The organism is Streptomyces sp. NPDC051684 (genome assembly GCF_044453445.1).
GTDB lineage: Bacteria > Actinomycetota > Actinomycetes > Streptomycetales > Streptomycetaceae > Streptomyces.
In genome coordinates this window covers 118,695-140,925 of sequence record NZ_JBITCS010000014.1, presented here as the reverse complement: position 1 = coordinate 140,925, position 22,231 = coordinate 118,695, and the positions used below count along the sequence as shown (strand labels likewise).

General features: G+C 69.9%; 23 protein-coding genes and 1 tRNA gene. 11 read left to right on the top strand and 13 right to left on the bottom strand.

The features are described from left to right. Positions 1-61: 61 nt before the first annotated feature. The gene (locus ACIA8D_RS18865; RefSeq protein WP_399233462.1) at positions 62-1,048 is read right to left on the bottom strand and encodes a hypothetical protein; all 987 of its coding nucleotides are present in this window, start codon (positions 1,046-1,048) and stop codon (positions 62-64) included. A gap of 242 nt (positions 1,049-1,290) precedes the next feature. On the opposite strand from ACIA8D_RS18865, the gene ACIA8D_RS18860 reads away from it, so the two are divergent. After that, positions 1,291-1,764 carry a carboxymuconolactone decarboxylase family protein gene (locus ACIA8D_RS18860; protein ID WP_399233460.1) on the top strand — a complete coding sequence of 158 codons (474 nt, stop codon included), beginning with the start codon at positions 1,291-1,293 and terminating at the stop codon, positions 1,762-1,764. 105 nt (positions 1,765-1,869) lie between these two features. Then, positions 1,870-2,178, top strand: a complete 309-nt coding sequence (locus ACIA8D_RS18855; protein ID WP_399233458.1) for a hypothetical protein — start codon at positions 1,870-1,872, stop codon at positions 2,176-2,178. On the opposite strand, the gene ACIA8D_RS18850 is transcribed toward ACIA8D_RS18855, so the two are convergent. The 3 genes from ACIA8D_RS18850 to ACIA8D_RS18840 all read right to left on the bottom strand — a co-directional run bounded on the left by ACIA8D_RS18850 (position 2,179) and on the right by ACIA8D_RS18840 (position 5,036). After that, a complete protein-coding gene (locus tag ACIA8D_RS18850) occupies positions 2,179-2,553 on the bottom strand; it encodes a VOC family protein (RefSeq protein ID WP_399233456.1) in 375 nt (124 codons plus the stop codon). 5 nt (positions 2,554-2,558) lie between these two features. After that, entirely contained in the window at positions 2,559-3,482 is a 924-nt protein-coding gene (locus ACIA8D_RS18845; protein WP_399233580.1) for a GlxA family transcriptional regulator, read from the bottom strand. Positions 3,483-3,563: 81 nt separating this feature from the next. Beyond that, positions 3,564-5,036: a DUF445 domain-containing protein gene (locus ACIA8D_RS18840; RefSeq protein ID WP_399233454.1), complete on the bottom strand. Its 1,473-nt coding sequence runs from the start codon at positions 5,034-5,036 to the stop codon at positions 3,564-3,566. A 225-nt stretch (positions 5,037-5,261) separates the two neighbouring features. Here ACIA8D_RS18840 and ACIA8D_RS18835 point away from each other — a divergent pair, with 225 nt between their 5' ends. After that, complete coding sequence (locus ACIA8D_RS18835; protein WP_399233453.1) at positions 5,262-6,584, top strand: SGNH/GDSL hydrolase family protein; 1,323 nt, start codon at positions 5,262-5,264, stop codon at positions 6,582-6,584. 182 nt (positions 6,585-6,766) lie between these two features. Here the strand turns inward: ACIA8D_RS18835 and ACIA8D_RS18830 are convergent. The 4 genes from ACIA8D_RS18830 to bcp form a co-directional block, all read right to left on the bottom strand. After that, positions 6,767-6,850 (bottom strand) — tRNA-Leu (locus ACIA8D_RS18830). Positions 6,851-6,862: 12 nt separating this feature from the next. Continuing rightward, positions 6,863-7,282, bottom strand: coding sequence for an HNH endonuclease (locus tag ACIA8D_RS18825; RefSeq protein ID WP_399233451.1), 420 nt, complete (start codon positions 7,280-7,282; stop codon positions 6,863-6,865). Positions 7,283-7,561: 279 nt separating this feature from the next. After that, positions 7,562-9,064: a glycine betaine/L-proline transporter ProP gene (proP, locus tag ACIA8D_RS18820; protein ID WP_399233449.1), complete on the bottom strand. Its 1,503-nt coding sequence runs from the start codon at positions 9,062-9,064 to the stop codon at positions 7,562-7,564. Between the two features lie 173 nt (positions 9,065-9,237). Continuing rightward, the gene (gene bcp, locus ACIA8D_RS18815; protein WP_266710760.1) at positions 9,238-9,705 is read right to left on the bottom strand and encodes a thioredoxin-dependent thiol peroxidase; all 468 of its coding nucleotides are present in this window, start codon (positions 9,703-9,705) and stop codon (positions 9,238-9,240) included. A 157-nt stretch (positions 9,706-9,862) separates the two neighbouring features. On the opposite strand from bcp, the gene ACIA8D_RS18810 reads away from it, so the two are divergent. Continuing rightward, complete coding sequence (locus ACIA8D_RS18810; RefSeq protein WP_399233447.1) at positions 9,863-10,201, top strand: DUF3618 domain-containing protein; 339 nt, start codon at positions 9,863-9,865, stop codon at positions 10,199-10,201. Positions 10,202-10,302: 101 nt separating this feature from the next. After that, positions 10,303-10,605, top strand: a complete 303-nt coding sequence (locus ACIA8D_RS18805) for a co-chaperone GroES (RefSeq protein WP_266718636.1) — start codon at positions 10,303-10,305, stop codon at positions 10,603-10,605. A gap of 82 nt (positions 10,606-10,687) precedes the next feature. Here the strand turns inward: ACIA8D_RS18805 and ACIA8D_RS18800 are convergent, their stop codons facing one another. Beyond that, the gene (locus tag ACIA8D_RS18800) at positions 10,688-12,940 is read right to left on the bottom strand and encodes a transglycosylase domain-containing protein (protein ID WP_399233445.1); all 2,253 of its coding nucleotides are present in this window, start codon (positions 12,938-12,940) and stop codon (positions 10,688-10,690) included. A 163-nt stretch (positions 12,941-13,103) separates the two neighbouring features. Between ACIA8D_RS18800 and ACIA8D_RS18795 the strand changes: the two genes are divergently transcribed. The 4 genes from ACIA8D_RS18795 (at position 13,104) to ACIA8D_RS18780 (ending at position 16,473) form a co-directional block, all read left to right on the top strand. Next, positions 13,104-13,898: an ABC transporter permease gene (locus ACIA8D_RS18795; protein WP_399233579.1), complete on the top strand. Its 795-nt coding sequence runs from the start codon at positions 13,104-13,106 to the stop codon at positions 13,896-13,898. Positions 13,899-13,995: 97 nt separating this feature from the next. Beyond that, on the top strand, positions 13,996-14,760 hold the full coding sequence (locus ACIA8D_RS18790) for an ABC transporter permease (protein ID WP_399233577.1): 765 nt from the start codon (positions 13,996-13,998) through the stop codon (positions 14,758-14,760). A gap of 17 nt (positions 14,761-14,777) precedes the next feature. Next, positions 14,778-15,755, top strand: coding sequence for an ATP-binding cassette domain-containing protein (locus ACIA8D_RS18785; RefSeq protein ID WP_399233443.1), 978 nt, complete (start codon positions 14,778-14,780; stop codon positions 15,753-15,755). Positions 15,756-15,780: 25 nt separating this feature from the next. Beyond that, the gene (locus ACIA8D_RS18780) at positions 15,781-16,473 is read left to right on the top strand and encodes a DUF1707 domain-containing protein (RefSeq protein ID WP_399233441.1); all 693 of its coding nucleotides are present in this window, start codon (positions 15,781-15,783) and stop codon (positions 16,471-16,473) included. Positions 16,474-17,067: 594 nt separating this feature from the next. On the opposite strand, the gene rdgB is transcribed toward ACIA8D_RS18780, so the two are convergent. The 4 genes from rdgB to ACIA8D_RS18760 form a co-directional block, all read right to left on the bottom strand. Then, a complete protein-coding gene (rdgB, locus tag ACIA8D_RS18775; RefSeq protein ID WP_399233439.1) occupies positions 17,068-17,673 on the bottom strand; it encodes an RdgB/HAM1 family non-canonical purine NTP pyrophosphatase in 606 nt (201 codons plus the stop codon). 44 nt (positions 17,674-17,717) lie between these two features. Continuing rightward, positions 17,718-18,107, bottom strand: coding sequence for a hypothetical protein (locus ACIA8D_RS18770; RefSeq protein ID WP_399233437.1), 390 nt, complete (start codon positions 18,105-18,107; stop codon positions 17,718-17,720). 144 nt (positions 18,108-18,251) lie between these two features. Next, complete coding sequence (rph, locus tag ACIA8D_RS18765) at positions 18,252-18,986, bottom strand: ribonuclease PH (protein WP_399233435.1); 735 nt, start codon at positions 18,984-18,986, stop codon at positions 18,252-18,254. A gap of 82 nt (positions 18,987-19,068) precedes the next feature. Further along, positions 19,069-19,302: a PTS glucose/sucrose transporter subunit IIB gene (locus ACIA8D_RS18760; RefSeq protein ID WP_306322340.1), complete on the bottom strand. Its 234-nt coding sequence runs from the start codon at positions 19,300-19,302 to the stop codon at positions 19,069-19,071. Between the two features lie 199 nt (positions 19,303-19,501). On the opposite strand from ACIA8D_RS18760, the gene ACIA8D_RS18755 reads away from it, so the two are divergent. Both ACIA8D_RS18755 and ACIA8D_RS18750 read left to right on the top strand, forming a co-directional pair. Next, positions 19,502-20,788 carry a PTS transporter subunit EIIC gene (locus ACIA8D_RS18755; RefSeq protein ID WP_399233433.1) on the top strand — a complete coding sequence of 429 codons (1,287 nt, stop codon included), beginning with the start codon at positions 19,502-19,504 and terminating at the stop codon, positions 20,786-20,788. A gap of 177 nt (positions 20,789-20,965) precedes the next feature. Further along, on the top strand, positions 20,966-22,216 hold the full coding sequence (locus ACIA8D_RS18750) for a PTS transporter subunit EIIC (protein ID WP_399233431.1): 1,251 nt from the start codon (positions 20,966-20,968) through the stop codon (positions 22,214-22,216). The last annotated feature ends 15 nt before the right edge of the window (positions 22,217-22,231 follow it).

Sequence of the window (22,231 nt, the reverse complement as noted above, 5' to 3'; positions counted from 1 at the left end):
GGTTGCGGGCCGGCGGTGGGGCCGCGGGCCCCCCCGCCCGGCCCCGGGGGCCGCCCCCGTTTTATGCCCCCCCGGGGGGGGGGGTTGGGGGGTGGGGGGGGGGGGGGGGGGGGCCCCGCGCCTCGGCCAACGCCCCCCGAATCTCCCCCGCCACCCCCTCCCCCCGCCCCCGCAGGTCCTCCGCCGTGACGGCAAGGACCGGAAGGCCCGCCGCGGCGAGGCGGTTGCGCTGGGACAGGGTGCGGCGCCAGGAAGACGGGTCCAGGTGGTACTCGCGGGAGTCGATCTCCAGGGCCAGGCCCTCCGCCGGCCAGTACGCGTCCGGGCGTGCCAGGAACGCCCCGGTCAGCGGGTCGTGGAGGTTCGGGTTCCACAGGGGTTCCGGGAGGGCGGACGCGTGGATCAGGGTCCGCGCGTCCGCCTCCAGCACCGAGTGGACGCCCGCCGCCAGGTGGTCCGTCGACCTCGCCACGTACGGGGCATGGCGGCGCCGCGACGCGGCCAGTTCCGCCAGCAGCTCCTCCGGCGTGCAATAGCCCCGCTGCACCGCCTCCGCCAGCACCGCCGTCACATCCCGTTCGCACACCAGACCCGGGATCGCGTCCGCCACCGCCCGCGCAATAGGCGCGCAGCGCAGGCCCGCCATCGGGTGATTCTCCGGCAGGCGCCGCGTGCGGTGCACCTTCACGTACGACGTTCCGCGCGCACCCGCCCCCTCGTACGGGACCAGTACGTCCACCCATCGCAACCGTTCCGGGCGCGGCGCCGCCCGGAAATTGTGCAGGGACAGCGCCGCGTGGCCGGTCAGCAGGGCGTGTTCGCCCGCGTACAGGAGCGCCGCGCGCATGCGTTGGCGTGGGGTCGGGGTGCCGGAGTGGAGGAGGTGGACCCGCGGCAGCAGCCGCTGCCACGGGCCGTCGCGGCGGCAACGGTGGTTCGTGGTCGAGTTCGCGCAGCCGAGTTCCATCAGCTGTTCGCGCGTGAGGAGTTGGTCCTGGGTGAGTGCGAGCGGGTGGCGAGCCAGCGCGCGCACCGAAGTGGCGTTCACGTCCGCTTCGTGCCCCTCACCGTGCACGCTCACCTCTCCGTGTCCGGCCCGTGTCGGGGTACGGACCGGACTGTGACGGCTCAGCGCGGCCGCGTTGTCGTTTCGCGTCACAGTCCCGCCCAAGCGTGAGACTCAGATCACATCTGGAGCTGTCACACTCCCGCGGCCCGCTGCGTCACATCTACGTAGCCATCAACCAGGCATCAACAAGGCCCGCACAGGACGTACCCGAGGAGCCCACCATGGAAGCCCGCCTCAACCCCTTCACCAGCCCCATCGCCGGGAAGGTCATCAAGCACATCAACTCCGCCGGGAAGGTCGTCAGCGATTCCTCGCTTCCCGCCGTCACCCAGGAGCTCGTGAAGATTCGGGCCAGCCAGATCAACGGGTGCGGGTTCTGCACCGACATGCACACCAAGGACGCCGCGCACGCCGGTGAGACGCAGCAGCGGCTCAATCTCGTCGCCGCCTGGCGCGAGGCCACCGTGTTCACCGACGCCGAGCGCGCCGCCCTGGAGATGACCGAGCAGGGGACGCGGATCGCCGACGCCGCCGGTGGTGTGCCGGACGAGGTGTGGGCGAACGCCGCGAAGCACTACGACGAGGAGCAGCTCACCGCCCTCGTCTCGCTGATCGCGATCATCAACGTCTACAACCGCATGAACGTCATGGTCCAGATGCCCGCGGGGTCCTACCAGCCCGGCCAGTTCGCCTGACCGACCCAGGGCGTAACCTCACAAATGGGCGGGTCCCGGCCCGCCCGCCGGAAACCGGAAACCACCCGGACACACCCGGGCACCACTACGCAGGAGGTTCGCCCCATGGCCCGCGCCCTTCCCACCGCCCCGATAGCCGCCGCCGGACTCGTCGGCGGGTACGCCACCGCCCGGTTCACCAAGAAGCGGCAGCTGGGCGGGGCCGTGCTCGCCGTGGCCGGGGCCGCCGCCGCGACGCAGTGGACGAGGACGCGGGGCGGGAAAGTCGCGGGGGCGCTGACCGGCGCGTACGTCGCCGCGTTCGCGGGGTCGCACCCGCTGGCCAAGAAGGTGGGCGCCTGGCCCGCCGTCTTCGGTGTCGCGGGTGCTGTCGCCGCCGCCTCGTACGTGCTCGTGGACCGCCGCGCCGCGTAGTCAGCGGTGCGTCAGGACGTTCACCACCTTGCCCTGCGGGTCCCGTACGAAGAAGCGGCGCACGCCCCACTCCTCGTCCCGCAGGTCGTGGACGATCTCGGCGCCCGCCGCGCGCAGCGCCGCGTACACCGCGTCGACGTCGGCCACCTCCACGCTGATGTCCGGCACCACCGGGGCCGTCGCCTCGTGCGTGAAGAACTGGATCTGGGCCGTGGGGTCGGAGGGCGAGACCATCGTCATGATCCAGCCCATGTTCATGGCCTCGCGGAAGCCGAGCGTTCCGTAGAAGTCGCGGTTCGCGGCCATCGCCGCCTCGTCGGACACCGTTACGTTCGGGACCGCCCTGCGGATGTGTGCGTCGTCATCGGCTGTCATGGCAGTCATCGTCCCCGGAACGTCGTCCTGTACGCCCCCGGCGACACCCCCAGTACCGCCTGGAAGTGCTGCCGCAGGGACGTACCTGAACCGAAACCGGTCTCGGCCGCCACCCGGTCCACCGTGTGGTCCGTGCGCTCCAGCAACTCCCGCGCCCGGTCCACCCGTTGGCGGTTCAGCCAGGTCATCGGGGTCAGGCCCGTCTCCTCGCGGAAGCGGCGGTTGTACGTGCGGACGGACATGGCGTCGCGGGCCGCCAGCTGGGCCAGGGTGAGCGGCTCCGCCAATTTCTCCAGCGCCCACTCCCGCGAGCCGGACGTCGACGTCGTGCCGTCCGGCTCCTCCAGCGGCACCGGCCGCTGGATGTACTGGGCCTGGCCGCCCTCCCGGTGCGGGGGCACCACCGTGCGGCGCGCCAGCTCCGTCGCCACCGCCGCGCCGTGGTCCTCGCGGATCATGTGCAGGCACAGGTCGATGCCCGCGGCCTCCCCCGCCGAGGTCAGCACCGGGCCCTCGTCCACGTAGAGGACGTCCGCGTCGACCGTCACCGACGGGAACGTACGGGCGAAGTGGGCCGAGGACAGCCAGTGCGTGGTCGCCCGGCGGCCGTCCAGGAGACCTGCCGCCGCCAGGACGAACGAGCCCGTGCAGATCGACGCCACGCGACCGCGGACCGCCGACAGCGACTCGGCCAGTTCGGCGTCCAGACCTCCCGGCCGGAGCTCCTCGTCCGTCTCGTGCGAGGCCGGGACCAGCACCGTGTCAGCCGCCGCCACCGCCTCCAGGCCGTGCTCCGCGTAGATCGGGAAGTCGGCGTCCGTACGGATGCGGCCGGGGCGCGGCGCGCACGTCGTCACCTCGTAGAGGCGCTCCCCCGTGGCCGGGTCGCGGGCCGTGCCGAAGAGCTGGTGGACGAGGCCCAGCTCCATGGGCAGGACACCGTCCCGTACGAGGACCGCCACCGACTGCCGACGACGCCTCGCCCGCGCTCCACTCACGGCCGCACCGCCCTACGCCCCCAGCGCCCGCGACACCGTGAAGATCAGCAGCCCCGCCAGTGAACCCACCACCGTGCCGTTGATGCGGATGAACTGCAGGTCGCGGCCGATGTGGGCCTCGATCTTGCGGGTCGTGTGCTCGGCGTCCCAGCCCGCGACCGTGTCCGTGATCAGCGACGTGATCTCCGCGCGGTACGTCGTGACCACGTACACCGCGGCGCCCTCCACCCAGCCGTCGACCTTCTCGCGGACATCCGGCTCCGTCGCCATCCGGCGGCCCAGCGAGAGCAGCGAGGCCCGCACCCTCAGGCGCAGCTCGCTGCGCTCGTCCTCGGCCGCCGCGACGATCATCTGGCGGACCGCGGACCAGGCCGAGGCGATGATGTCCTGCACCTCGGAACGGCCCAGGATCTCCGACTTCAGGCGCTCCACCCGGCCGCGGGTGTCCGAGTCCGACTGCAGGTCGGCGGCGAAGTCGGTGAGGAAGCGGTCGAGGGCGCCGCGCGCCGGGTGCTCGGGCATGTCGCGCATCTCCGTGACGAAGCGCAGCAGCTCCTTGTAGACGCGCTCACCGACCCGCTTGTCGACGAAGCGCGGGGTCCAGCCGGGGGCGCCGCCCTGCACCGCGTCCATGACGTGGTCGGAGTGGAGCACCAGCCAGTCGTGGGCGCGGACGCACACCAGGTCGACGATCCGCTTGTGGCCGCCGTCCGCCACCACCTTCTCCAGCATCTTGCCCAGCCCCGGCGCGATCTCCGCGTTGTCGGCGCGGCGCGTGATGGCCTCGCCGACGATCGCCTGCACGTCGGAGTCGCGCAGCACGGTCAGGGCGCCCCGCAGCGCCGTCGCCGCCTCCGCCGTCACCCGATCGGCGTGCTCCGGCTCGGCGAGCCAGGAGCCGAGGCGGCTGCCGATGCCGACGGCGCGCAGCCGGTCCCGTACGACCGTGCCGGACAGGAAGTTCTCGCCCACGAATTCGCCGAGCGAGACGCCCAGCTGGTCCTTCTTCTTCGGGATGATCGCCGTGTGCGGGATGGGGATGCCCAGCGGGTGGCGGAACAGGGCGGTGACCGCGAACCAGTCGGCCAGCGCGCCGACCATGCCGGCCTCCGCGGCGGCCGCCACGTACCCCGCCCAGGCGCCCGCGCCCGCGTGCTCCGCCCACGTCGCCAGGACGTAGACGAGCGCGACGAAGACGAGCAGCCCGGTCGCCGTCAGCTTCATCCGGCGCACGCCGCGCCGCTTCTCCTCGTCGGCCGCGGTGAACTCGGCGACGAAGCGGCGGGCGGGGCGGTCGGGACGGGAGGGCCGGTCGGTCCGGTCGGGCCGGTCGGTCCGGGATTGGCCCGATGTGGCGCGGGAATTCTGTCCCGTGTCCGCTTCGGCCGCTTCAACTGCTTTGTCCGCTGTGTCGTACGCCCCCTGGGACTGTCCTTGGGACGCCCCCTGGGCCCCCTGAGCCCCGCGCTTCACGTCGCCGTCCACTCAGCCCACTCCGCATCGGTCATCGGCACGACTCGTCGACTTCGACTCGACTGTCATCCGCCTCACACATTGTCCCTTCCTGCCCTACTCCCGGAACGAACCAAAGGTTCCCGGCGTCTACCTGTCCGGAGGGGGGCAGTGTCGGCCTCAGCCCGCCCCATGACGCATCATGGGATCATCACTTCGGAGCCTCGGGCTCCCCCTGCTCGAGGAGACACACACCGCATGACCAAGCGTCACGGTTATGCCTTGTTGACCGCGCTCGTCGCGGTCGTCGTGATGATCTCTGCCGCCATTTACGTGGGCTTCTCCGGAGTCCTGGGCGGCGGCGACGACAACATAGAGGCGGGCGGCGCACACCCGCGCAGTTCCGCCGCCCCGGCCTCTACCGGCACCTGGGCAGGCAGCTGGTCCGCCTCCCCCGCCGGCGGCGAGCCGGGCACGGAGACGAACGGCTTCTTCGGCCACTCCATCCGCAACATCGTGCACACCAGCGTCGGCGGCAACGCCGCACGCATCACCCTCTCGAACCTGTACGGGCAGTCCCCGCTGCGCATCACGCACGCCTCGATCGCCGTGGCCTCGGCGCCCAACAACCCGACGGCCCTGTCCGACACGATGCGCCGCCTGACGTTCTCCGGGAACTCCTCGGTCGTCATCCAGCCCGGCCAGCAGGCCGTCAGCGACGCGCTGCGGATCACCGTGCCGAGCGACTCGGACATGCTGGTCACCACCTACTCGCCGACGCCGTCCGGACCGGTCACGTACCACCCGCAGGCCCGCCAGATGTCGTACGTCGCCCGGGGCGACCGCACCGAGGAACCCAGCGGCACGCTCTACAACCAGCAGAGCCCGTACTGGCGCTACCTCAGCGCCCTGGACGTGCTCAGCAACGAGGCGCAGGGCACGGTCGTCGTCGTCGGCGACTCCCTCACGGACGGCATCACCTCCACGATGGGCGCCAACCGCCGCTGGACGGACGTCCTCGCCGAGCGGCTGCGCACGGAGTCGGGTGCCCCGCGCTACGGCGTCGTGAACCAGGGCATCAGCGGAAACCGAATATTGGCCGACGGCTTCGGCCGCCCCGCCAACAACCCGAGCGGCCTGTCCCGCTTCGAGCGGGACGCGCTCAGCCGCTCCGGCGCCCGCGCGGTCATCATCGACCTCGGCATCAACGACATCCTGCGCACACCGCAGCAGACCGACCCCACGAAGATCGTCGACGGCCTGAAGGAAATGGTGCGCCAGTCGCACGCGCGCGGCCTGCGGGTCGTCGGCGCGACGCTGATGCCGTTCCAGGGCCACCCCGGCTACCGTCCGGACCTCGAGGCGGTCCGCCAGTCCGTGAACGGGCAGATCCGCGCCGGCAAGGTCTTCGACGGCTACGTCGACTTCGACCGCGCCCTGCGCGACCCGTACAACCCGCGCCGCCTCCTCGACCAGTACGACTCCGGCGACCACCTCCACCCCAGCGACGCGGGCTACCGCAAGATGGCGGAGGCCTTGGACCTGTCGTCGCTGCGGGGGTCGACGGGGGCGGAGCTGTAGCGCCTCCGCGGAGAGCAGTGCCTACGTGGCGTCTGCACCCGGCGCCCCGCCCCTCTCTTCCCCCCCCTCCGGGGGCTCCCGCTCAGAAGCGGCGCAGGCCAACCCGGCCAATCCGCCGCGAGGGGCAGGCTGGAAACACAGTGGCCTGCGTTTCAGATCTTCGAAACGCAGGCCCCTTGCCGTGCGGCGGAAGGGATTCGAACCCTCAAGCCCGATCAAGGGCCACAGATCCTAAGTCTGCTGCGTCGCCGATGCGCCACCGCCGCATGGCCGTCATGCTACCGGGCTCGGTTCCGGCCACGGCACCAGGTATTGGTGAACGCATGGCGGTTGGCACACAGGTAGCGCAGGTTCTCCCGGCGGTTGTCCAACGGGTCGGCATTGATGTGGTCGATCTCCAGGACCAGCCTCTTCCCTTGCCACAGCTCGCCCTGATCGCATCCGTCACACACACGCGGTACACCGATGTCGTCAAGCGCCCGGCGCAGCAGGGAGGTGCGGGTGCGTCGACTGCCGGCGAGATGGTTTACGAGGATCTCCTGCGCAGGTCTACGCGTTGGCGAGGAGGCACCGGCGCGGTGCGCTTGCCCGGTGAAGTGCTCGGTCGAGAGACCGTACTCGTCGATGCTGCGCTTCGCCTTGGCGCGAGCCTTGCCATTCATGGGCGCCAGCCCGAGGCGGCGCAGCAGGTCGGCCAACCCTTTGGCCTTGGCGACAGCTTGTGTGAATTCCGCTTCCGGGAAGAGGCTTTGACCCGCCGTCCCACGACCCCGCGCTCCGGGCCGCCGCCTCCAGCAGCTCCCGCGTGTACCGCCGCCCCGTCATGTGAGCCCTCCCTTTCGCCCGCCCGTTCCCCTACTCGTACAGAGCAGCGAAACGAGAATCGGACCGTCACGCACGAAATGCGTGACGGTCCGATTTGTGTGGCCGGGCCACATAGGGGATGTGGCCCGGCCACACGAAAGACAGGGAAGGTGTCAGAACCTCGGCGTAGGCGCCTGCGACTCGACCATTTCCGCCGCCTCCGCGTCCGACTCCACCGAGGGCGGGGAGCCGGCCAGGGGCTTCTGGGCGGTTTCCTTCATGCAGGCCACCGCGATGACGCCGATGAGGGCCGCGGCCATCGAGTAGTACGCGGGCATCATGTCGGAGCCGGTGAGGCCGATCAGGGCGGTGATGACCAGGGGCGTCGTGCCGCCGAAGATCGAGGCCGAGAGGTTGTAGCCGACCGAGAGGGAGCCGTAGCGGACCTGGGTCGGGAAGAGTGCCGGGAGGGCCGCCGACATGGTGCCGAGGAGGCAGACCAGGGAGAGGCCGAGCAGCAGCATGCCGAGCGAGACCGCCCACAGGGCGCCGTTCTTGACCAGGAGGAAGGACGGGACCGAGAGGACGAAGAAGCCGATCATGCCGGCCATCAGGAGCGGCTTGCGGCCGAAGCGGTCGGAGAGCTTGCCGACCTGGTTGATGATGCACATCAGGACGATCATCGTGACGATCAGGATCAGCAGGCCGTGCGTCTCCGAGTAGCCCATCTCGTCCGACAGGTACGTCGGCATGTACGAGAGGAGCATGTAGTCGGTGATGTTGTAGGCGCCGACGAGGCAGATGCAGAGGATCAGCGTGGGCCAGTAGTCGCGGAAGATCTTGGCCAGGTCGCCCTTGGCGGTGGTCTCCACGGAGGAGGCGGCGTCGGTGGCGCGGTGCGAGGACTCGTCCTCCAGCTTCTGGAAGGCGGGGGTCTCGTCGAGGCGGAGCCGGAGGTAGAGGCCGACCAGGCCGATGGGGCCCGCCACCAGGAACGGGACGCGCCAGCCCCAGGACTCCATGCCGTCGCTGCCGAGCACGGAGGTGAGGATCGTGACCAGGCCCGCGGCGCCGACGTAGCCGGCGAGCGTGCCGAACTCCAGGAAGCTGCCGAAGAATCCGCGCTTCTTGTCGGGGGCGTACTCGGCGATGAAGGTGGACGCGCCGCCGTACTCACCACCGGTGGAGAAGCCCTGGACGAGGCGGAAGAGGATCAGCAGGACGGGCGCCCAGAAGCCGATCGTCGCGTAGGACGGGATCAGGCCGATCGCGAAGGTGCCGATGGCCATGAGGATCATCGTCAGCGCGAGGACCTTCTTGCGGCCGACCTTGTCACCCATGGGGCCGAAGACCATGCCGCCGATCGGGCGTACGAGGAACGAGACCGCGAAGGTCGCGAACGACGAGATCAACTGGACCGTGTCGTTCCCGGACGGGAAGAAGACATGGCCGATGGTGACGGCGAGGTAGGAGTAGATCCCGAAGTCGAACCACTCCATGGCGTTGCCGAGCGACGCCGCTTTCACTGCCCGCTTCACTGCCGTGTCGTCCGTGACGGTGATGTCGGTGCGGCGCAGCGGCGGGTTCTTGCGCCGTCTGACGGCGCGGAACAGGGCGCGGTGACGCTTGACCGCCTCCGGGTCGGGCACCAGCCCTTCCTCGGTGTCGGTGGTCATGGGGTGGATCCCTTCTCTGACTGCAAAGCGCTTCCAGGTTCCACCTGCTCACGGTCGTTGGTTGCAAACGAAAGTCCCAAGTGATCGGGACTTTCGTCACAACCTTTCGTCCCTAACCTCCGTCAATGACCGAACTTCCGCACGTGGAGCGGGTCCGGCGGGTGCGGGAGTTCTCAGATTCCGAGATCCTTGATGATCTTCGCCACGTGGCCGGTCGCCTTCACGTTGTAGAGGGCGCGCTCGACCTTTCCTTCCTCGTCGACGACCACCGTGGAGCGGATGACTCCGGTGACGACCTTCCCGTAGAGCTTCTTCTCGCCGAAGGCGCCGTAGGCCTCGAGAACCTTCTTCTCGGGGTCGCCCACCAGGGTGACCTTGAGGTTCTCCTTCTCCCGGAACTTGGCGAGCTTTTCCGGCTTGTCGGGGGAGACGCCGATGACGTCGTAGCCGGCCTCGGCGAGCACGTCGAGGTTGTCGGTGAAGTCGCAGGCCTGCTTCGTGCAGCCGGGGGTAAGCGCTGCGGGGTAGAAGTAGACGATCGTCTTGCGGCCCTTGTGGTCGGCGAGGGAGACCTCGTTGCCGTCGGCGTCGGGCAGGGTGAAGGCGGGCGCGGTGTCGCCGGGCTGAAGTCGCTCGCTCATGGGGGCCTCCTGGGGCGTCGTGACAAGTGGTCGTGGCAAGTGGACTCGGTTGAGCGTAATGGGGGTGCCGGGGGGTGGGTCGGGCGGTGAACTGACAGACTGTCCATTACTCATACGCAGTGAGAGCAGCGACCTTGGAGGCAGCGCGGTGTCGCACATGTCCAGCACGCCGGATACCCCGGATACGCGAACCCCGGCTCAGATCGAGGCGGACATCAAGCGCCGCCGCGACACCTTGGCCGAGACGCTCGACGAGATCGGTATCCGGGTGCACCCGAAGACGATCGTCGGCGACGCGAAGGCCAAGGTCGCCTCGCAGGTCGACCACACGCTCGGTCGGGCGTACGTGGGGGCGAACCGGCTGGTCTCCGAGGTGAAGGGGCAGCTGGTTTCGGAGGAGGGCGCGCCGCGTCTGGAGCGGATCGTGCCGGTCGCGCTCGTCGTGGTCGGTGTGACCGGGCTCCTCGTGGTGGGTTCGCGGCGTCGCAAGCGCTGACCCGGGGGCGTACAAGGGCGCTCGGGGCAGGTAAGTTCGTCGGCGTGAGCGCCAATCCCGATAAGCACAGCACCCGCCATGACGACAAGCTGCCCATCCGCATGCTGCACGACCGTGTGCTCGTGCGGCAGGACTCCTCCGAGGGTGAGCGGCGCAGTGGCGGCGGCATTCTGATTCCCGCGACGGCGGCCGTCGGCAAGCGGCTCGCGTGGGCCGAGGTCGTCGCGGTCGGGCAGAACGTGCGGGCGGTGGAGCCGGGTGACCGGGTGCTGTTCGATCCGGAGGACCGGGCGGAGGTCGAGGTGCGGGGTGTCGCGTACGTGCTGATGCGCGAGCGGGATCTGCACGCGGTGGCGGCCGACCGGTTCGAGGGTTCCGAGGACTCGACGGGCCTGTACCTGTAGCCGACCGTGTGGGCAGTTGAGGGCTGGTGGCCGTCGTCACCAGCCCTTTTTCATGTGCTGCCGCGCGTCGCGGCCGTGCGGCTCAGGGGGATTCGAGAGGGGCGCCGAGGGGGTTCAGGTCCGTGTCGTCGGGGCTGGGGGTGTCGGTGGGCTCTTCGCCGCCGGTCGGTTCCTCGGTCGGGGGTGTCTCGCCCGACGGTTCCTCGGACGGGGTCTCCTCGTCGGAGGGGGTCGCGGAGGCGGTGTCCGAGGGGGACTCGGTCGCCGATTCCGGGGAGGACTCCGGGGTCGAGGGCAGCGGTTCCTGTTCGGCGCCGTTCTGGAGGTCCAGGTCGAAGTCGTTCGCCGGGGTTCCGGACAGGGCGGCCTGGGTGAACTGGGCCCAGATCTGCGCCGGGTAGCCGCCGCCGTTGATCCGGGGCAGGCCGGTCGCCCCGTACAGCGGGGTCTGCGCGCCCGAGGTGGGGTCCTGGCCCATGACGGAGACGACGGTGGCGAGGTCGGGGGTGTAGCCCGCGAACCAGGCCGCCTTGTCCTCCTCGGCGGTGCCGGTCTTGCCCGCGGCGGGGCGGCCGGCGGCCTTGGCGGCGGTGCCGGTGCCGCCGTCGACGACGGACTTGAGGATCGACGTCGTGGTGTCGGCGGCCTGGCGCGGGACGGCCTGCCGGGTCTCCTTCTCGGGGAGCGTGACGCCCTCGCCGTTCTTGGTGATCGAGTCGAGCAGCGTGTACGTGCCGTGCTCGCCGTGGTTGGCGAGTGTCGCGTACGCCTCGGTCATGTCGAGGACGGACGCGGTGGAGGGGCCGAGCGCGATCGACGGGGAGGCCGTCAGGTCCGGGGTGTCGGAGGGGATGCCGAGGTCGAGGGCGGTCTGCTTGACCTTGTCGGAGCCGACGTCGACGGCCATCTGCGCGTACACCGCGTTGACGGACTTGTCGGTGGCGGTGGAGACGGTGATGTTGCCGTAGGAGCGGTCGTCCTCGTTCGCGGGGGCGTAGTGGCCGCCGTCCCAGCCCTGTACGGGGCGCTTGTTGGTGCCGTCGTAGATGGTGCTCGGGGTGATCCGGCGGCCGTCCTGCGTGGTCGAGGCGTTCTCGACGGCGGACGTGAAGACGAACGGCTTGAACGTGGAGCCGACCTGGTAGTCGCGGCGGGTGGCGTTGTTGACGTACTGCTTCGTGTAGTCGACGCCGCCGTACATGGCGCGGACCTTGCCGTTCGACGGGTCGATGGCGGCGCCGCCCGCGCGGACGTTCTTGTCGATGTCGCGGGCGTTCTTGTCGAGCTTCGACATCAGTTGGTCGTCGACCGCCTTCTGGAAGGCGTTCTGCTTCTTCTTCTGCAACGTGGTGGTGATGCGGTAGCCGCCGCCGGCGAGGGTGTCCTCGTCGAGGATCTTGTTGTCGGTGATGTAGTCCTTGACGGCCTGTACGAGGTAGCCGCGCTGCCCGGAGAGGCCCGAGGGCGCCTTGGCCCGGTCGGGAGCGGGGAACTTCATGTTCTTGCGGTCGGAGGCGTCGAGCCAGCCTTCCTTGACCATGCCGTCGAGCACGTAGTTCCAGCGGGCGGTGGCCGCGTCCTTGTTCTCGGGGTGCGCGGCCACGTCGTACGCGCTGGGGGCGTTGACCAGGGCCGCGAGGTAGGCGCCCTGGGCGGCCGACAGGTCCTGGACGTCCTCGCCGTAGTACGCCTGGGCGGCGGCCTGGATGCCGTAGGCGTTGCGCCCGAAGTAGCTGGTGTTGAGGTAACCCTCGAGGATGTCGTCCTTGGACTTCTCGCGGTCCAGCTTGATGGAGATGAAGAACTCCTTCACCTTCCGGGAGACGGTCTGCTCCTGGCCCAGGTAGTAGTTCTTCACGTATTGCTGGGTGATCGTCGAGCCGCCCTGCTTGCCCTTGCCGGTGAGCGTGGACCAGGCGGCGCGCAGCATGGCCTGCGGGTCGACGGCGGATTCGGAGTAGAAGTCGCGGTCCTCGGCGGCGAGCACCGCGTGCTGCACCGACTTGGGGACCTGAGTGAGGCTCACGTTCTCCCGGTTGACCTCGCCGTCGCGGGCGATCTGGCTGCCGTCGGCGTACAGATAGACGTTGCTCTGCGCGGTCGCCGCGGAGTTGGCGGCCGGGATGTCCACGAGGAAGTAGCCGAGTGCGAACAGGCCGATGCACAGCAGGATGAAGCCGATGAGGCCGCCGAGCACCATCCGCCAGGTGGGGATCAGGCGCCGCCAGCCGGTGCGCTTGGGGCGCTTGGCCTTGCCGCCGGTGGCGGCGGGTGTGGCGCCCGCGTCGGACTGCTCGGCGGGCTGCTCGGGCTGCTCCGGCTCGTCGCTGCTCATGTCCTGTGGAACTCCTGATCCGCCGCGTACGTCACGTACGCCTCGTATGGCACATAAGACCTCTAAGACTGCTACACCGCGCGGAAAATCCGTGGCAGGCGACGCGCGCTCTGACTAGGCTCCTGCGCTTCGGCCTGTTTCGCGAGGGGGACCAGTGGGAGCAGTGCGGCTGTACGCGACCGTCGCGGCCGGAGGTTTCCGCAGGTATGCCACCTATCGCGGGGCGACGCTCGCCGGGGTCTTCACGAACACCGTGTTCGGCCTGATCATCGCGTGCACCTATATCGCGCTGTGGGACGAACGGCCGCACCTCGGCGGGTACGACCAGGCGCAGGCGCTGACGTTCGTGTGGGTCGGGCAGGCGATGTTCGCGGTGATGGTGCTGCAGATCGGCGGCGGCTTCGAGACCGATCTGATGGAGCGGATCCGCAGCGGGGACGTCGCCGTCGACCTGTACCGGCCGGTGGATCTGCAGTGCTGGTGGCTGGCGCAGGACCTCGGCCGGGCCGCGTTCCAGTTCCTGGGGCGCGGTGTCGTGCCGATGGCGGTGGGGTCGCTGATCTTCCGGCTGGCGCTGCCCACGGATCCATGGCGATGGGCGGCGTTCCTGCTGACGCTGCTCGTGGGGGCGACGGTGAGCTTCGCGATCCGCTATCTGGTGGCGCTGTCCGCGTTCTGGCTGCTCGACGGCAGCGGGATCGCGCAGATGTCGGGGCTCGTGTCGACGTTCTTCTCGGGGATGCTGCTGCCGCTGAATGTGTTCCCGGGCGCCTTCGGCGAGTTCGCCCGCGCGCTGCCGTGGTCGGCGCTGCTCCAGGTGCCGGCGGATGTGCTGCTCGGTGAGCGGGGCGTGGCGGGCGCGCTGGTCTTCCAGGGGGCGTGGGCGGTGGTGCTGCTCGGTGCGGGGCGGCTGCTGCAGTCCGCCGCGACGCGGAGGGTGGTGCTTCAGGGTGGCTGAGCAGGGCACGACGGCGGGCGCGGTGGCGCGGGCGTACCGGCCGGGCGGCGGGGGTGCGCTCCGGGCGGCGGTGCGCACGTACCGGCTGGTGGGCGGGATGTGGATCCGGTCCACGATGACGTACCGGGCGTCGTTCCTGATGACGGTCTTCGGGAACTTCGCGGTGACCGGCCTGGAGTTCGTCGGGATCCTGCTGATGTTCTCGCAGGTGGACCGGCTCGGCGGGTACGGGCTGCCCGAGATCGCCTTCCTGTACGGGGCGGCGGGCACCGCCTTCGGCCTCGCCGACCTGGCCTTCGGCTCGGTGGGGCGGCTCGGGCAGCGGGTGCGGGACGGCACGCTCGACACGTTCCTGGTGCGGCCCGCGCCGGTGCTCGCGCAGGTCGCGGCGGACCGGTTCGCGCTGCGCAGGCTGGGGCGGGTGACGCAGGGCGTGGTGGTGCTCGGTTACGGCCTCACGGCGGTCGACGTGGCGTGGACGCCGCTGAAGGTGCTGCTCGTCCCGGCCCTGGTGGTGAGCGGCGGCGCCATCTTCACGGCCGTGTTCATCGGGGGCGCGGCCTTCCAGATCGTGGCGCAGGACGCCTCCGAGGTGCAGAACGCGGCGACGTTCGGCGGCAACGCCATGCTCAGCTACCCGCCGACCGTCTTCGGCGACACGCTGCTGCGCGGTGTCACGTTCGTGCTGCCGCTGGCCTTCGTCAACTGGCTGCCGGGCCTCTACATCCTGGGCCGCCCCTATCCGCTGGACCTGCCGCGGTGGGTGGCGTTCGCGCCGCCGCTGGTGGCGGCCGCGTGTCTGGCCCTCGCGCTGTTCGCCTGGCGGGCGGCGCTTCGTACGTACCGCAGCACGGGGAGTTGACGTTGGAGACGGGTTCCATGGGAGACGAGTTCATCCGGCTCGACGGTGTCGAGAAGGTCTTCGACGTACGGCGCAAGACGGGCTTCATGCGGCGGGAGCGGCGCGAGGTGCGGGCCGTGGACTCGCTGAGCTTCTCGGTGCGGCGCGGCGAGATGGTCGGCTACATCGGGCCGAACGGCGCGGGCAAGTCGACGACGATCAAGATGCTGACGGGGATCCTGACGCCGAGCGGGGGCCGGCTCCGGGTCGCCGGCATCGACCCCTCGCGGGAGCGGGCGCGCCTGGCGAGCCGAATGGGTGTCGTCTTCGGGCAGCGGACGACGCTGTGGTGGGACCTGCCGCTGATCGACTCGTACCGCCTGATGCGCCGCATGTACCGGATCGAGGAGAGCCGCTACGCGGAGAACCTGTCCCGCTGTGTCGAACTCCTGGAGCTGGACGACCTGTTGGAGGCGCCGGTACGGCAGCTTTCGCTCGGGCAGCGGATGCGCGGCGACATCGCGGCGGCGCTGCTCCACGACCCCGAGGTGCTGTACCTGGACGAGCCGACGATCGGCCTGGACGTGGTGTCGAAGGTCAAAGTCCGGGAATTCCTACGGGACTTGAATGCGGACCGCGGCACGACGGTCCTCCTCACGACGCACGACCTGACCGACATCGAGCAGCTGTGCCGCCGCGTGATGGTCATCGACCACGGCCGTCTCATGTACGACGGTGAGCTGGAGGGTCTGCACGCGACGGGCGGCGCGGCCGCCGAACGCACCCTCGTCGTGGACCTGGAGCGTGAACTGCCGCCGCTGGATGTGGAGTTCGCGCGGGTGGTGAAGGTGGAGGGGGCGCGGCAGTGGCTGGCGTTCCCGGCCGGGCAGTCGGCGGCGCCGCTGGTGGCGGCGGTCGCCGAGCGCTATCCGCTGGCCGACCTGTCGGTCCGGGAGCCGGACATCGAGGCGGTGATCGCGCGGATGTACGCGCGGGACTCATCCGTAGCGCCTTGACGGCGGTCCTCCGTACGCTGACCCCATGACGGACGAATCCGGCTCTACGCCCCCGGTCCCCGAACTCCGCGCCTCCGACGCCGACCGTGAACTGGTCGCCGAGCGGCTGCGGGACGCCCTCGCGGAGGGGCGGCTCGACATGGAGGAGTTCGGCGAGCGGCTCGACGCGGCCTATCAGGCGCGTACGTACGGGGAGTTGACGCCGCTGACGAAGGACCTGCCGGTGGCGTCCGCCCCGGGGGCCGTGAGTTTCGTGAAGGAGCCACTGCCCGAGGGGGCCGTCGACTGGGGTGCGCGCATCCGGGGCGAGGCGAGTTCGACGTGGGGCGTCGGAATCATGTCCGGGTTCCAGCGCAAGGGGCGGTGGACGGCGCCGCGGCGCTTCAACTGTTTCGCGTTCTGGGGCGGCGGCGAGATCGATCTGCGCGAGGCGGACTTCGAGGCGCGCGAGATCGTGATCAACTGCGTGGCGGTCATGGGCGGGGTGAACGTGGTCGTGCCGCCGGGCGTGGAGGTCGTGGTGCGCGGCATCGGCATCATGGGCGGCTTCGACCACAGCGAGGAGGGGGTACCGGGCGACGCGGGCGCCCCGCGCGTAGTGGTCACCGGATTCGCGTTCTGGGGCGGCGTCGGGGTGGAACGCAAGGTGACGCGGGCGGAGAAGCGCCGCCTGAAGGAGGCCAGGCGCCGGGGGCGCTTGGACCGCGGCGACGGGTGAGCTCTGCGGGCGGGTGGGGTGGGGGGAGGCCTACCCCGGGGGCGGGGTTGAGGTCTACCGGGGGCGGAGGTCTGCCGGGGCAGTGGGTGATGTCTGCCGGAGGGGGGAGGTCTGCCCCGGGGGCGGAGGCCTGTCGGGGCGGTGGGTGTTTGCTGAGGCGGTGGATGTTCGCTGAGGCGGGGTCGGCGCCTACCGCGCTGCGGCGCACCACTCGCGGGCTCCGCCCATCTCCCACCACCCACCCCCTCCGGGGGCGTCAGCTCCACGGGGGCCCGCAACCATTGCGGTAGGCCGCACCGCTTCGGGGCTCCGCCCCGGACCCCGCTGCTCAATCGCCGCAGGGGCTTGATGGTTGCGCGGCACGGCCCCTGGCCACGGGGGCCGAAGCCCCCGGAGGGGGCGGGAGGGTGGGAGATGGGCGGGCCAACGGGCCAGGCAGCAGGATCTGGGCAGAGCCCCAAGGCCGCAACGCCGGTGCGGCCAATCCAGCCCCGCCGGCGATTGAGGCGCGGGGACCGGGGCAGCGCCCCGCGACCGCAACACCGGTACCGCGGAAACGGCCCGCCCCCAGGGACCGTCGACCTACACGCCCGGTCAGGCCAAGAGGTCCCGCACCACCGGTACCAGCGCCCGAAACGCCTTCCCCCGGTGGGAAATCGCGTTCTTCTCGTCCGCCGACAGCTCCGCCGCCGTCCGCCCGTCCCCCTCGACCTCGAGGATCGGGTCGTATCCGAACCCACCGGCCCCCGCGGGAGCGTGCCGCAGCACACCGCGCAACTGCCCCTCCACCACCCGCTCCGTCCCGTCCGGCAGCGCGAGCGCCGCCGCACACGCGAAGTGGGCCCCCCGGTGGACGTCGTCGTCGATGTCGCCGAGCTGGGCGAGCAGCAGGTCGAGGTTGGCCTTGTCGTCGCCGTGCTTGCCGGCCCAGCGCGCCGAGAAGATGCCGGGCGCGCCGCCGAGGACATCGACGCAGAGGCCGGAGTCGTCGGCGACGGCGGGCAGCCCGGTGGCCTGGGCGAGGGCGTGGGCCTTGAGGAGGGCGTTCTCGGCGAACGTCACGCCGGTCTCACGGACGTCCGGGACTTCCGGATACGCGTCGGCGCCGACCAGCTCGTGGGGGAGGCCGGCGTCGGCGAGGATGGAGCGGAGTTCGACGATCTTGCCGTTGTTACGGGTGGCGAGGATGAGGCGGGTCATGCCTCCAGTATCCAGCCACCCGCGCTCCCGCCGCCGCTCCCCCGCTAGGAAGTGCAGACCTTCGTCAGCTCGCCCGCGGAATCGACGACCGGGGAGACGTCCGGGGCCTCGTCACCGTTCTTGATCGACGTACGGACGTTGTCCACGGCCTTGTTGAGGTCGTCGACGGCCCTGGAGACATCGGCGTTGTCGGTCTTGGCACCGATGTCGTCGAGGTTCTTGTCGATCCTGTCGAGCGACTCGTCGGCCTGCGTCGGGTCGTTGGACGCGTTCTCCACGGCCTGCTGGAGCCCGGTCACGCTGTCGGCGATGGACTCGGCGGTCCGGGCACAGTCGAGTGCCTTGTCGACGGCAGAGCAGCCGACGGTGGCCGGTATCGCGACGAGTGCCGCGGTGGCGGCCAGTACGGCGAGACGGCGGTGACGCGCGGGCATGGAAGGGTCCTCCCCTGAAGTACGGACGGGCGGACGGCAGTTGGTGTCGTGCGCCGTCCACCCACCCGTAGTGACGCAGTCGATGGCTGTGCGGTTGCTGTGCCCGGCCACCCCACTTGGGGAGTTCTTTACCTCGGCGCGCAGTTATCCGAGGGTCTCCTCCAGCGCCTTGCGCTGGATCACGGCGAGCTCGTCGCAGCCCGCGACGGCCAGGTCGAGCAGGGAGTTGAGCTCGTCGCGGGCGAACGGCTCGGTCTCGGCGGTGCCCTGGATCTCGACGAAGCGGCCGTCGCCGGTGCAGACGACGTTCATGTCGGTGTCGGCGCGCACGTCCTCCTCATAGGGGAGGTCGAGCATGGGGACACCGTCGATGATGCCGACGGAGACGGCGGCGACCGAACCGGTCAGCGGCTTGCGGCCGGCCTTGATGAGCTTCTTGCCCTGGGCCCAGGCGATGGCGTCGGCGAGCGCCACGTACGCGCCGGTGATGGCGGCCGTACGCGTACCGCCGTCGGCCTGGAGGACGTCGCAGTCGAGGACGATGGTGTTCTCGCCGAGGGCCTTGTAGTCGATGACGGCGCGCAGCGAGCGGCCGATCAGGCGGCTGATCTCGTGCGTGCGTCCGCCGATCTTTCCGCGCACGGCCTCGCGGTCGCCGCGGGTGTTCGTGGAGCGCGGGAGCATCGAGTACTCGGCGGTGACCCAGCCCTCTCCGCTGCCCTTGCGCCAGCGCGGGACGCCCTCGGTGAAGGAGGCGGTGCAGAAGACCTTGGTGTCTCCGAAGGAGACGAGGACGGAGCCTTCGGCGTGCTTGCTCCAGCCGCGTTCGATGGTGATCGGGCGGAGCTGTTCGGGGGTGCGGCCGTCGATGCGAGACATAGGGAGGAGCGTATCGGGTGCGCCGAAGGCCCCACCCCTTGGCGTACGGGGGCGGGGCCTTCGCGCGTGCGGCCTCAGTGGGTCACATCATGTCTTCGATGTCGGCGGCGATGGGGTCCGCGTCGGTGCCGATGACGACCTGGATCGCGGTGCCCATCTTGACGACGCCGTGGGCGCCGGCGGCCTTGAGCGCGGCCTCGTCGACCAGGCTCGGGTCGGAGACCTCGGTACGCAGGCGGGTGATGCAGCCCTCGACCTCTTCGATGTTGTCGAGTCCGCCGAGGCCGGCGACGATCTTCTCAGCCTTCGTGGCCATTTCGTTCTCCCTGTGTTCTCCGGGCCCGCCTCTGGGCCGCTTTGTCACGGTAACCCACGGTTGGCCCATCTTCGCGGGCGGTAACTCCACCCGTGACGAAAGATGACGAGCACGGACCGACCCGTCCCCGCAACTGGTCTACACCAGTAATCAGCCTATCTAACGCCTGCCAAACGTGGCTTGTTCCGGGAGGACGCCCATGAGCTCCAACGCTGCAGCCGCACCACGACCGAGCCCCTGGAGCAACTTCTTCCAGGGGCTCCAGAAGATGGGGCGCAGCCTTCAACTGCCCATCGCCGTGCTCCCGGCGGCGGGCATCGTCAACCGTCTCGGCCAGCCCGACGTCTTCGGCGACGACGGTCTCGGCTGGACGAATGTCGCCAAGGTCTTTGCGGGCGCGGGCGGCGCCCTGCTCGACGCCGACCTCGGGCTGCCACTGCTCTTCTGCATCGGTGTCGCGATCGGCATGGCCAAGAAGGCGGACGGTTCGACGGCTCTCGCGGCGGTGGCGGGCTTCCTCGTCTACCGGGGCGTGCTCCACCAGTTCCCGATCGACTGCGACAGCGGGGCGAAGGCGGTGGCGACGGGGTGTCAGGCGGCGGACGGCGCCGTGACAGCCTTCACGTACCAGAACCCGGGTGTGTTCGGCGGCATCATCATGGGCTTCCTGGCCTCGTTCTTCTGGGTCCGCTACCACCGCACCAAGCTGGTCTCCTGGCTCGGCTTCTTCAACGGCCGCCGGCTCGTCCCGATCATCATGGCCTTCATCGGCATCCTCTTCGCGGCGCTGTGCCTGTGGATCTGGCCGCCGGTCGGTGACGGTCTGGAGAGCTTCTCGAACTGGCTGGAGAGCCTGGGCGCCATCGGTTCCGGCATCTTCGGCGTCGCCAACCGCGCACTGCTGGTGATCGGCCTGCACCAGTTCCTCAATGTCCCGCTGTGGTTCCAGTTCGGCTCGTACACGAAGCCCGACGGCACGACGGTGCACGGCGACATCAACATGTTCCTGAGCGGCGACCCGACCGCGGGCATCTACCAGTCGGGCTTCTTCCCGATCATGATGTTCGCCCTCCCCGCGGCCTGCCTCGCGATGGTCCACTGCGCACGGCCCGAGCGGCGCAAGATGGTCGGCGGCATGATGCTGTCGCTCGCGCTGACCTCGTTCGTCACCGGCATCACCGAACCGATCGAGTACTCCTTCGTGTTCATCGCGCCGGCGCTGTACGCGGTGCACGCGGTCCTGACCGGTGTGTCGATGGCGGTGACCTGGGCGCTCGGCGTCAAGGACGGCTTCAGCTTCTCCGCGGGCCTGATCGACTACTTGATCAACTGGAATCTGGCCACCAAGCCATGGATGATCATTCCGATCGGCCTGGTCTTCGCCGCCCTCTATTACGTGATCTTCCGTTTCGCGATCACGAAGTGGGACATCAAGACTCCGGGGCGCGAGCCCGAGGAAGAGGTCGAGGACATCACCAAGGCATAACGCTTTCGGCTCCGCCAGGAGCCCTCGCGGCAAAGGGCCCCCGGACCACCCGGTCCGGGGGCCCTTTGCCGCGGGATTGCTGCGGGAATCAAGGGTTCCTTATCCCGCCTTCACCGTGCTACAACAGGTCTACACCACTGAGTGGTGTAGACCATCTGCTTTTCATGGAGGAAGTTGATGAGCACCGCCAGCGCTACGGCGGCCCCCGCAAAGAAGCGGGGTTCCGGCCTTTTCCAGGGCCTCCAAAAGGTGGGCCGCAGCCTGCAGTTGCCGATCGCGGTGCTTCCGGCCGCCGGCATCATGGTGCGGCTCGGCCAGGACGACATCTTCGGCAAGGACGGCCTCGGCTGGGACAAGGTCGCCGCGGTCTTCAACAACGCGGGCGGCGCCCTCACCGGCAGCCTTCCCCTGCTGTTCTGCATAGGCGTCGCCATCGGCTTCGCCAAGAAGTCCGATGGCTCGACGGCGCTCGCCGCCGTCGTCGGCTTCCTCGTCTACAGCAAGGTCCTCGAGGCCTTCCCGGTCACCGAGGCGGTGGTCAAGAAGGGCGAGGACGTAGCGGCTACGTACAACGACCCGGGTGTCCTCGGCGGCATCATCATGGGTCTGCTCGCGGCCATCCTGTGGCAGCGCTTCTACCGCACCAAGCTGGTGGACTGGCTGGGCTTCTTCAACGGCCGCCGGCTCGTCCCGATCATCATGGCCTTCGTCGGCATCGTCGTCGGCGTCTTCTTCGGCCTGGTCTGGGAGCCCATCGGCAGCGGCATCTCCAGCTTCGGCGAGTGGATGACCGGCCTCGGCGCCGGTGGCGCGGGCCTGTTCGGCGCCGTGAACCGCGCGCTGATCCCGATCGGCATGCACCAGTTCGTGAACACCGTCGCCTGGTTCCAGCTCGGTGACTTCACCAACGCCGCGGGCGACGTCGTGCACGGCGACATCCCGCGCTTCCTCGCCGGTGACCCCTCGGCCGGCATGTTCCAGTCCGGCTTCTTCCCGATCATGATGTTCGGCCTGCCGGCCGCCGCGATCGCGATGGCGCACTGCGCGCGGCCCGAGCGCCGCAAGGCCGTGATGGGCATGATGGTCTCGCTCGCGCTGACCTCGTTCGTCACCGGTGTGACCGAGCCGATCGAGTTCTCCTTCATGTTCATCGCGCCGGTCCTGTACGTCCTGCACGCGGTGCTCACCGCAGTGTCCATGGCGATCACCTGGGCCCTGGGTGTGCACGCCGGGTTCAACTTCTCGGCCGGGTTCATCGACTACGCGCTGAACTGGACCCATGCCACCAAGCCATGGATGATCATCCCGATCGGCCTGGTCTTCGCGGTGCTCTACTACGCGACCTTCCGGTTCGCGATCATCAAGTTCAACCTCACCACCCCGGGCCGCGAGCCCGAGGAGGAGGTCGAGGACCTCACGAAGGCGTGAGCCCCTCCCCCGTAC

Bases quoted from the DNA above. Each gene is read 5' to 3' on its own strand.
- proP (WP_399233449.1), bottom strand. From the start codon at position 9,064: ATGACCACCGACACCGAGGAAGGGCTGGTGCCCGACCCGGAGGCGGTC.
- ACIA8D_RS18845 (WP_399233580.1), bottom strand. From the start codon at position 3,482: ATGGAGCTGGGCCTCGTCCACCAGCTCTTCGGCACGGCCCGCGACCCG.
- ACIA8D_RS18800 (WP_399233445.1), bottom strand. From the start codon at position 12,940: ATGAGCAGCGACGAGCCGGAGCAGCCCGAGCAGCCCGCCGAGCAGTCC.
- ACIA8D_RS18790 (WP_399233577.1), top strand. From the start codon at position 13,996: ATGTGGATCCGGTCCACGATGACGTACCGGGCGTCGTTCCTGATGACG.
- ACIA8D_RS18805 (WP_266718636.1), top strand. From the start codon at position 10,303: ATGCTGCACGACCGTGTGCTCGTGCGGCAGGACTCCTCCGAGGGTGAG.
- rph (WP_399233435.1), bottom strand. From the start codon at position 18,986: ATGTCTCGCATCGACGGCCGCACCCCCGAACAGCTCCGCCCGATCACC.
- bcp (WP_266710760.1), bottom strand. From the start codon at position 9,705: ATGAGCGAGCGACTTCAGCCCGGCGACACCGCGCCCGCCTTCACCCTG.
- ACIA8D_RS18860 (WP_399233460.1), top strand. From the start codon at position 1,291: ATGGAAGCCCGCCTCAACCCCTTCACCAGCCCCATCGCCGGGAAGGTC.
- ACIA8D_RS18770 (WP_399233437.1), bottom strand. From the start codon at position 18,107: ATGCCCGCGCGTCACCGCCGTCTCGCCGTACTGGCCGCCACCGCGGCA.
- ACIA8D_RS18855 (WP_399233458.1), top strand. From the start codon at position 1,870: ATGGCCCGCGCCCTTCCCACCGCCCCGATAGCCGCCGCCGGACTCGTC.
- rdgB (WP_399233439.1), bottom strand. From the start codon at position 17,673: ATGACCCGCCTCATCCTCGCCACCCGTAACAACGGCAAGATCGTCGAA.
- ACIA8D_RS18850 (WP_399233456.1), bottom strand. From the start codon at position 2,553: ATGACAGCCGATGACGACGCACACATCCGCAGGGCGGTCCCGAACGTA.
- ACIA8D_RS18760 (WP_306322340.1), bottom strand. From the start codon at position 19,302: ATGGCCACGAAGGCTGAGAAGATCGTCGCCGGCCTCGGCGGACTCGAC.
- ACIA8D_RS18780 (WP_399233441.1), top strand. From the start codon at position 15,781: ATGACGGACGAATCCGGCTCTACGCCCCCGGTCCCCGAACTCCGCGCC.
- ACIA8D_RS18750 (WP_399233431.1), top strand. From the start codon at position 20,966: ATGAGCACCGCCAGCGCTACGGCGGCCCCCGCAAAGAAGCGGGGTTCC.
- ACIA8D_RS18810 (WP_399233447.1), top strand. From the start codon at position 9,863: ATGTCCAGCACGCCGGATACCCCGGATACGCGAACCCCGGCTCAGATC.
- ACIA8D_RS18755 (WP_399233433.1), top strand. From the start codon at position 19,502: ATGAGCTCCAACGCTGCAGCCGCACCACGACCGAGCCCCTGGAGCAAC.
- ACIA8D_RS18785 (WP_399233443.1), top strand. From the start codon at position 14,778: ATGGGAGACGAGTTCATCCGGCTCGACGGTGTCGAGAAGGTCTTCGAC.
- ACIA8D_RS18835 (WP_399233453.1), top strand. From the start codon at position 5,262: ATGACCAAGCGTCACGGTTATGCCTTGTTGACCGCGCTCGTCGCGGTC.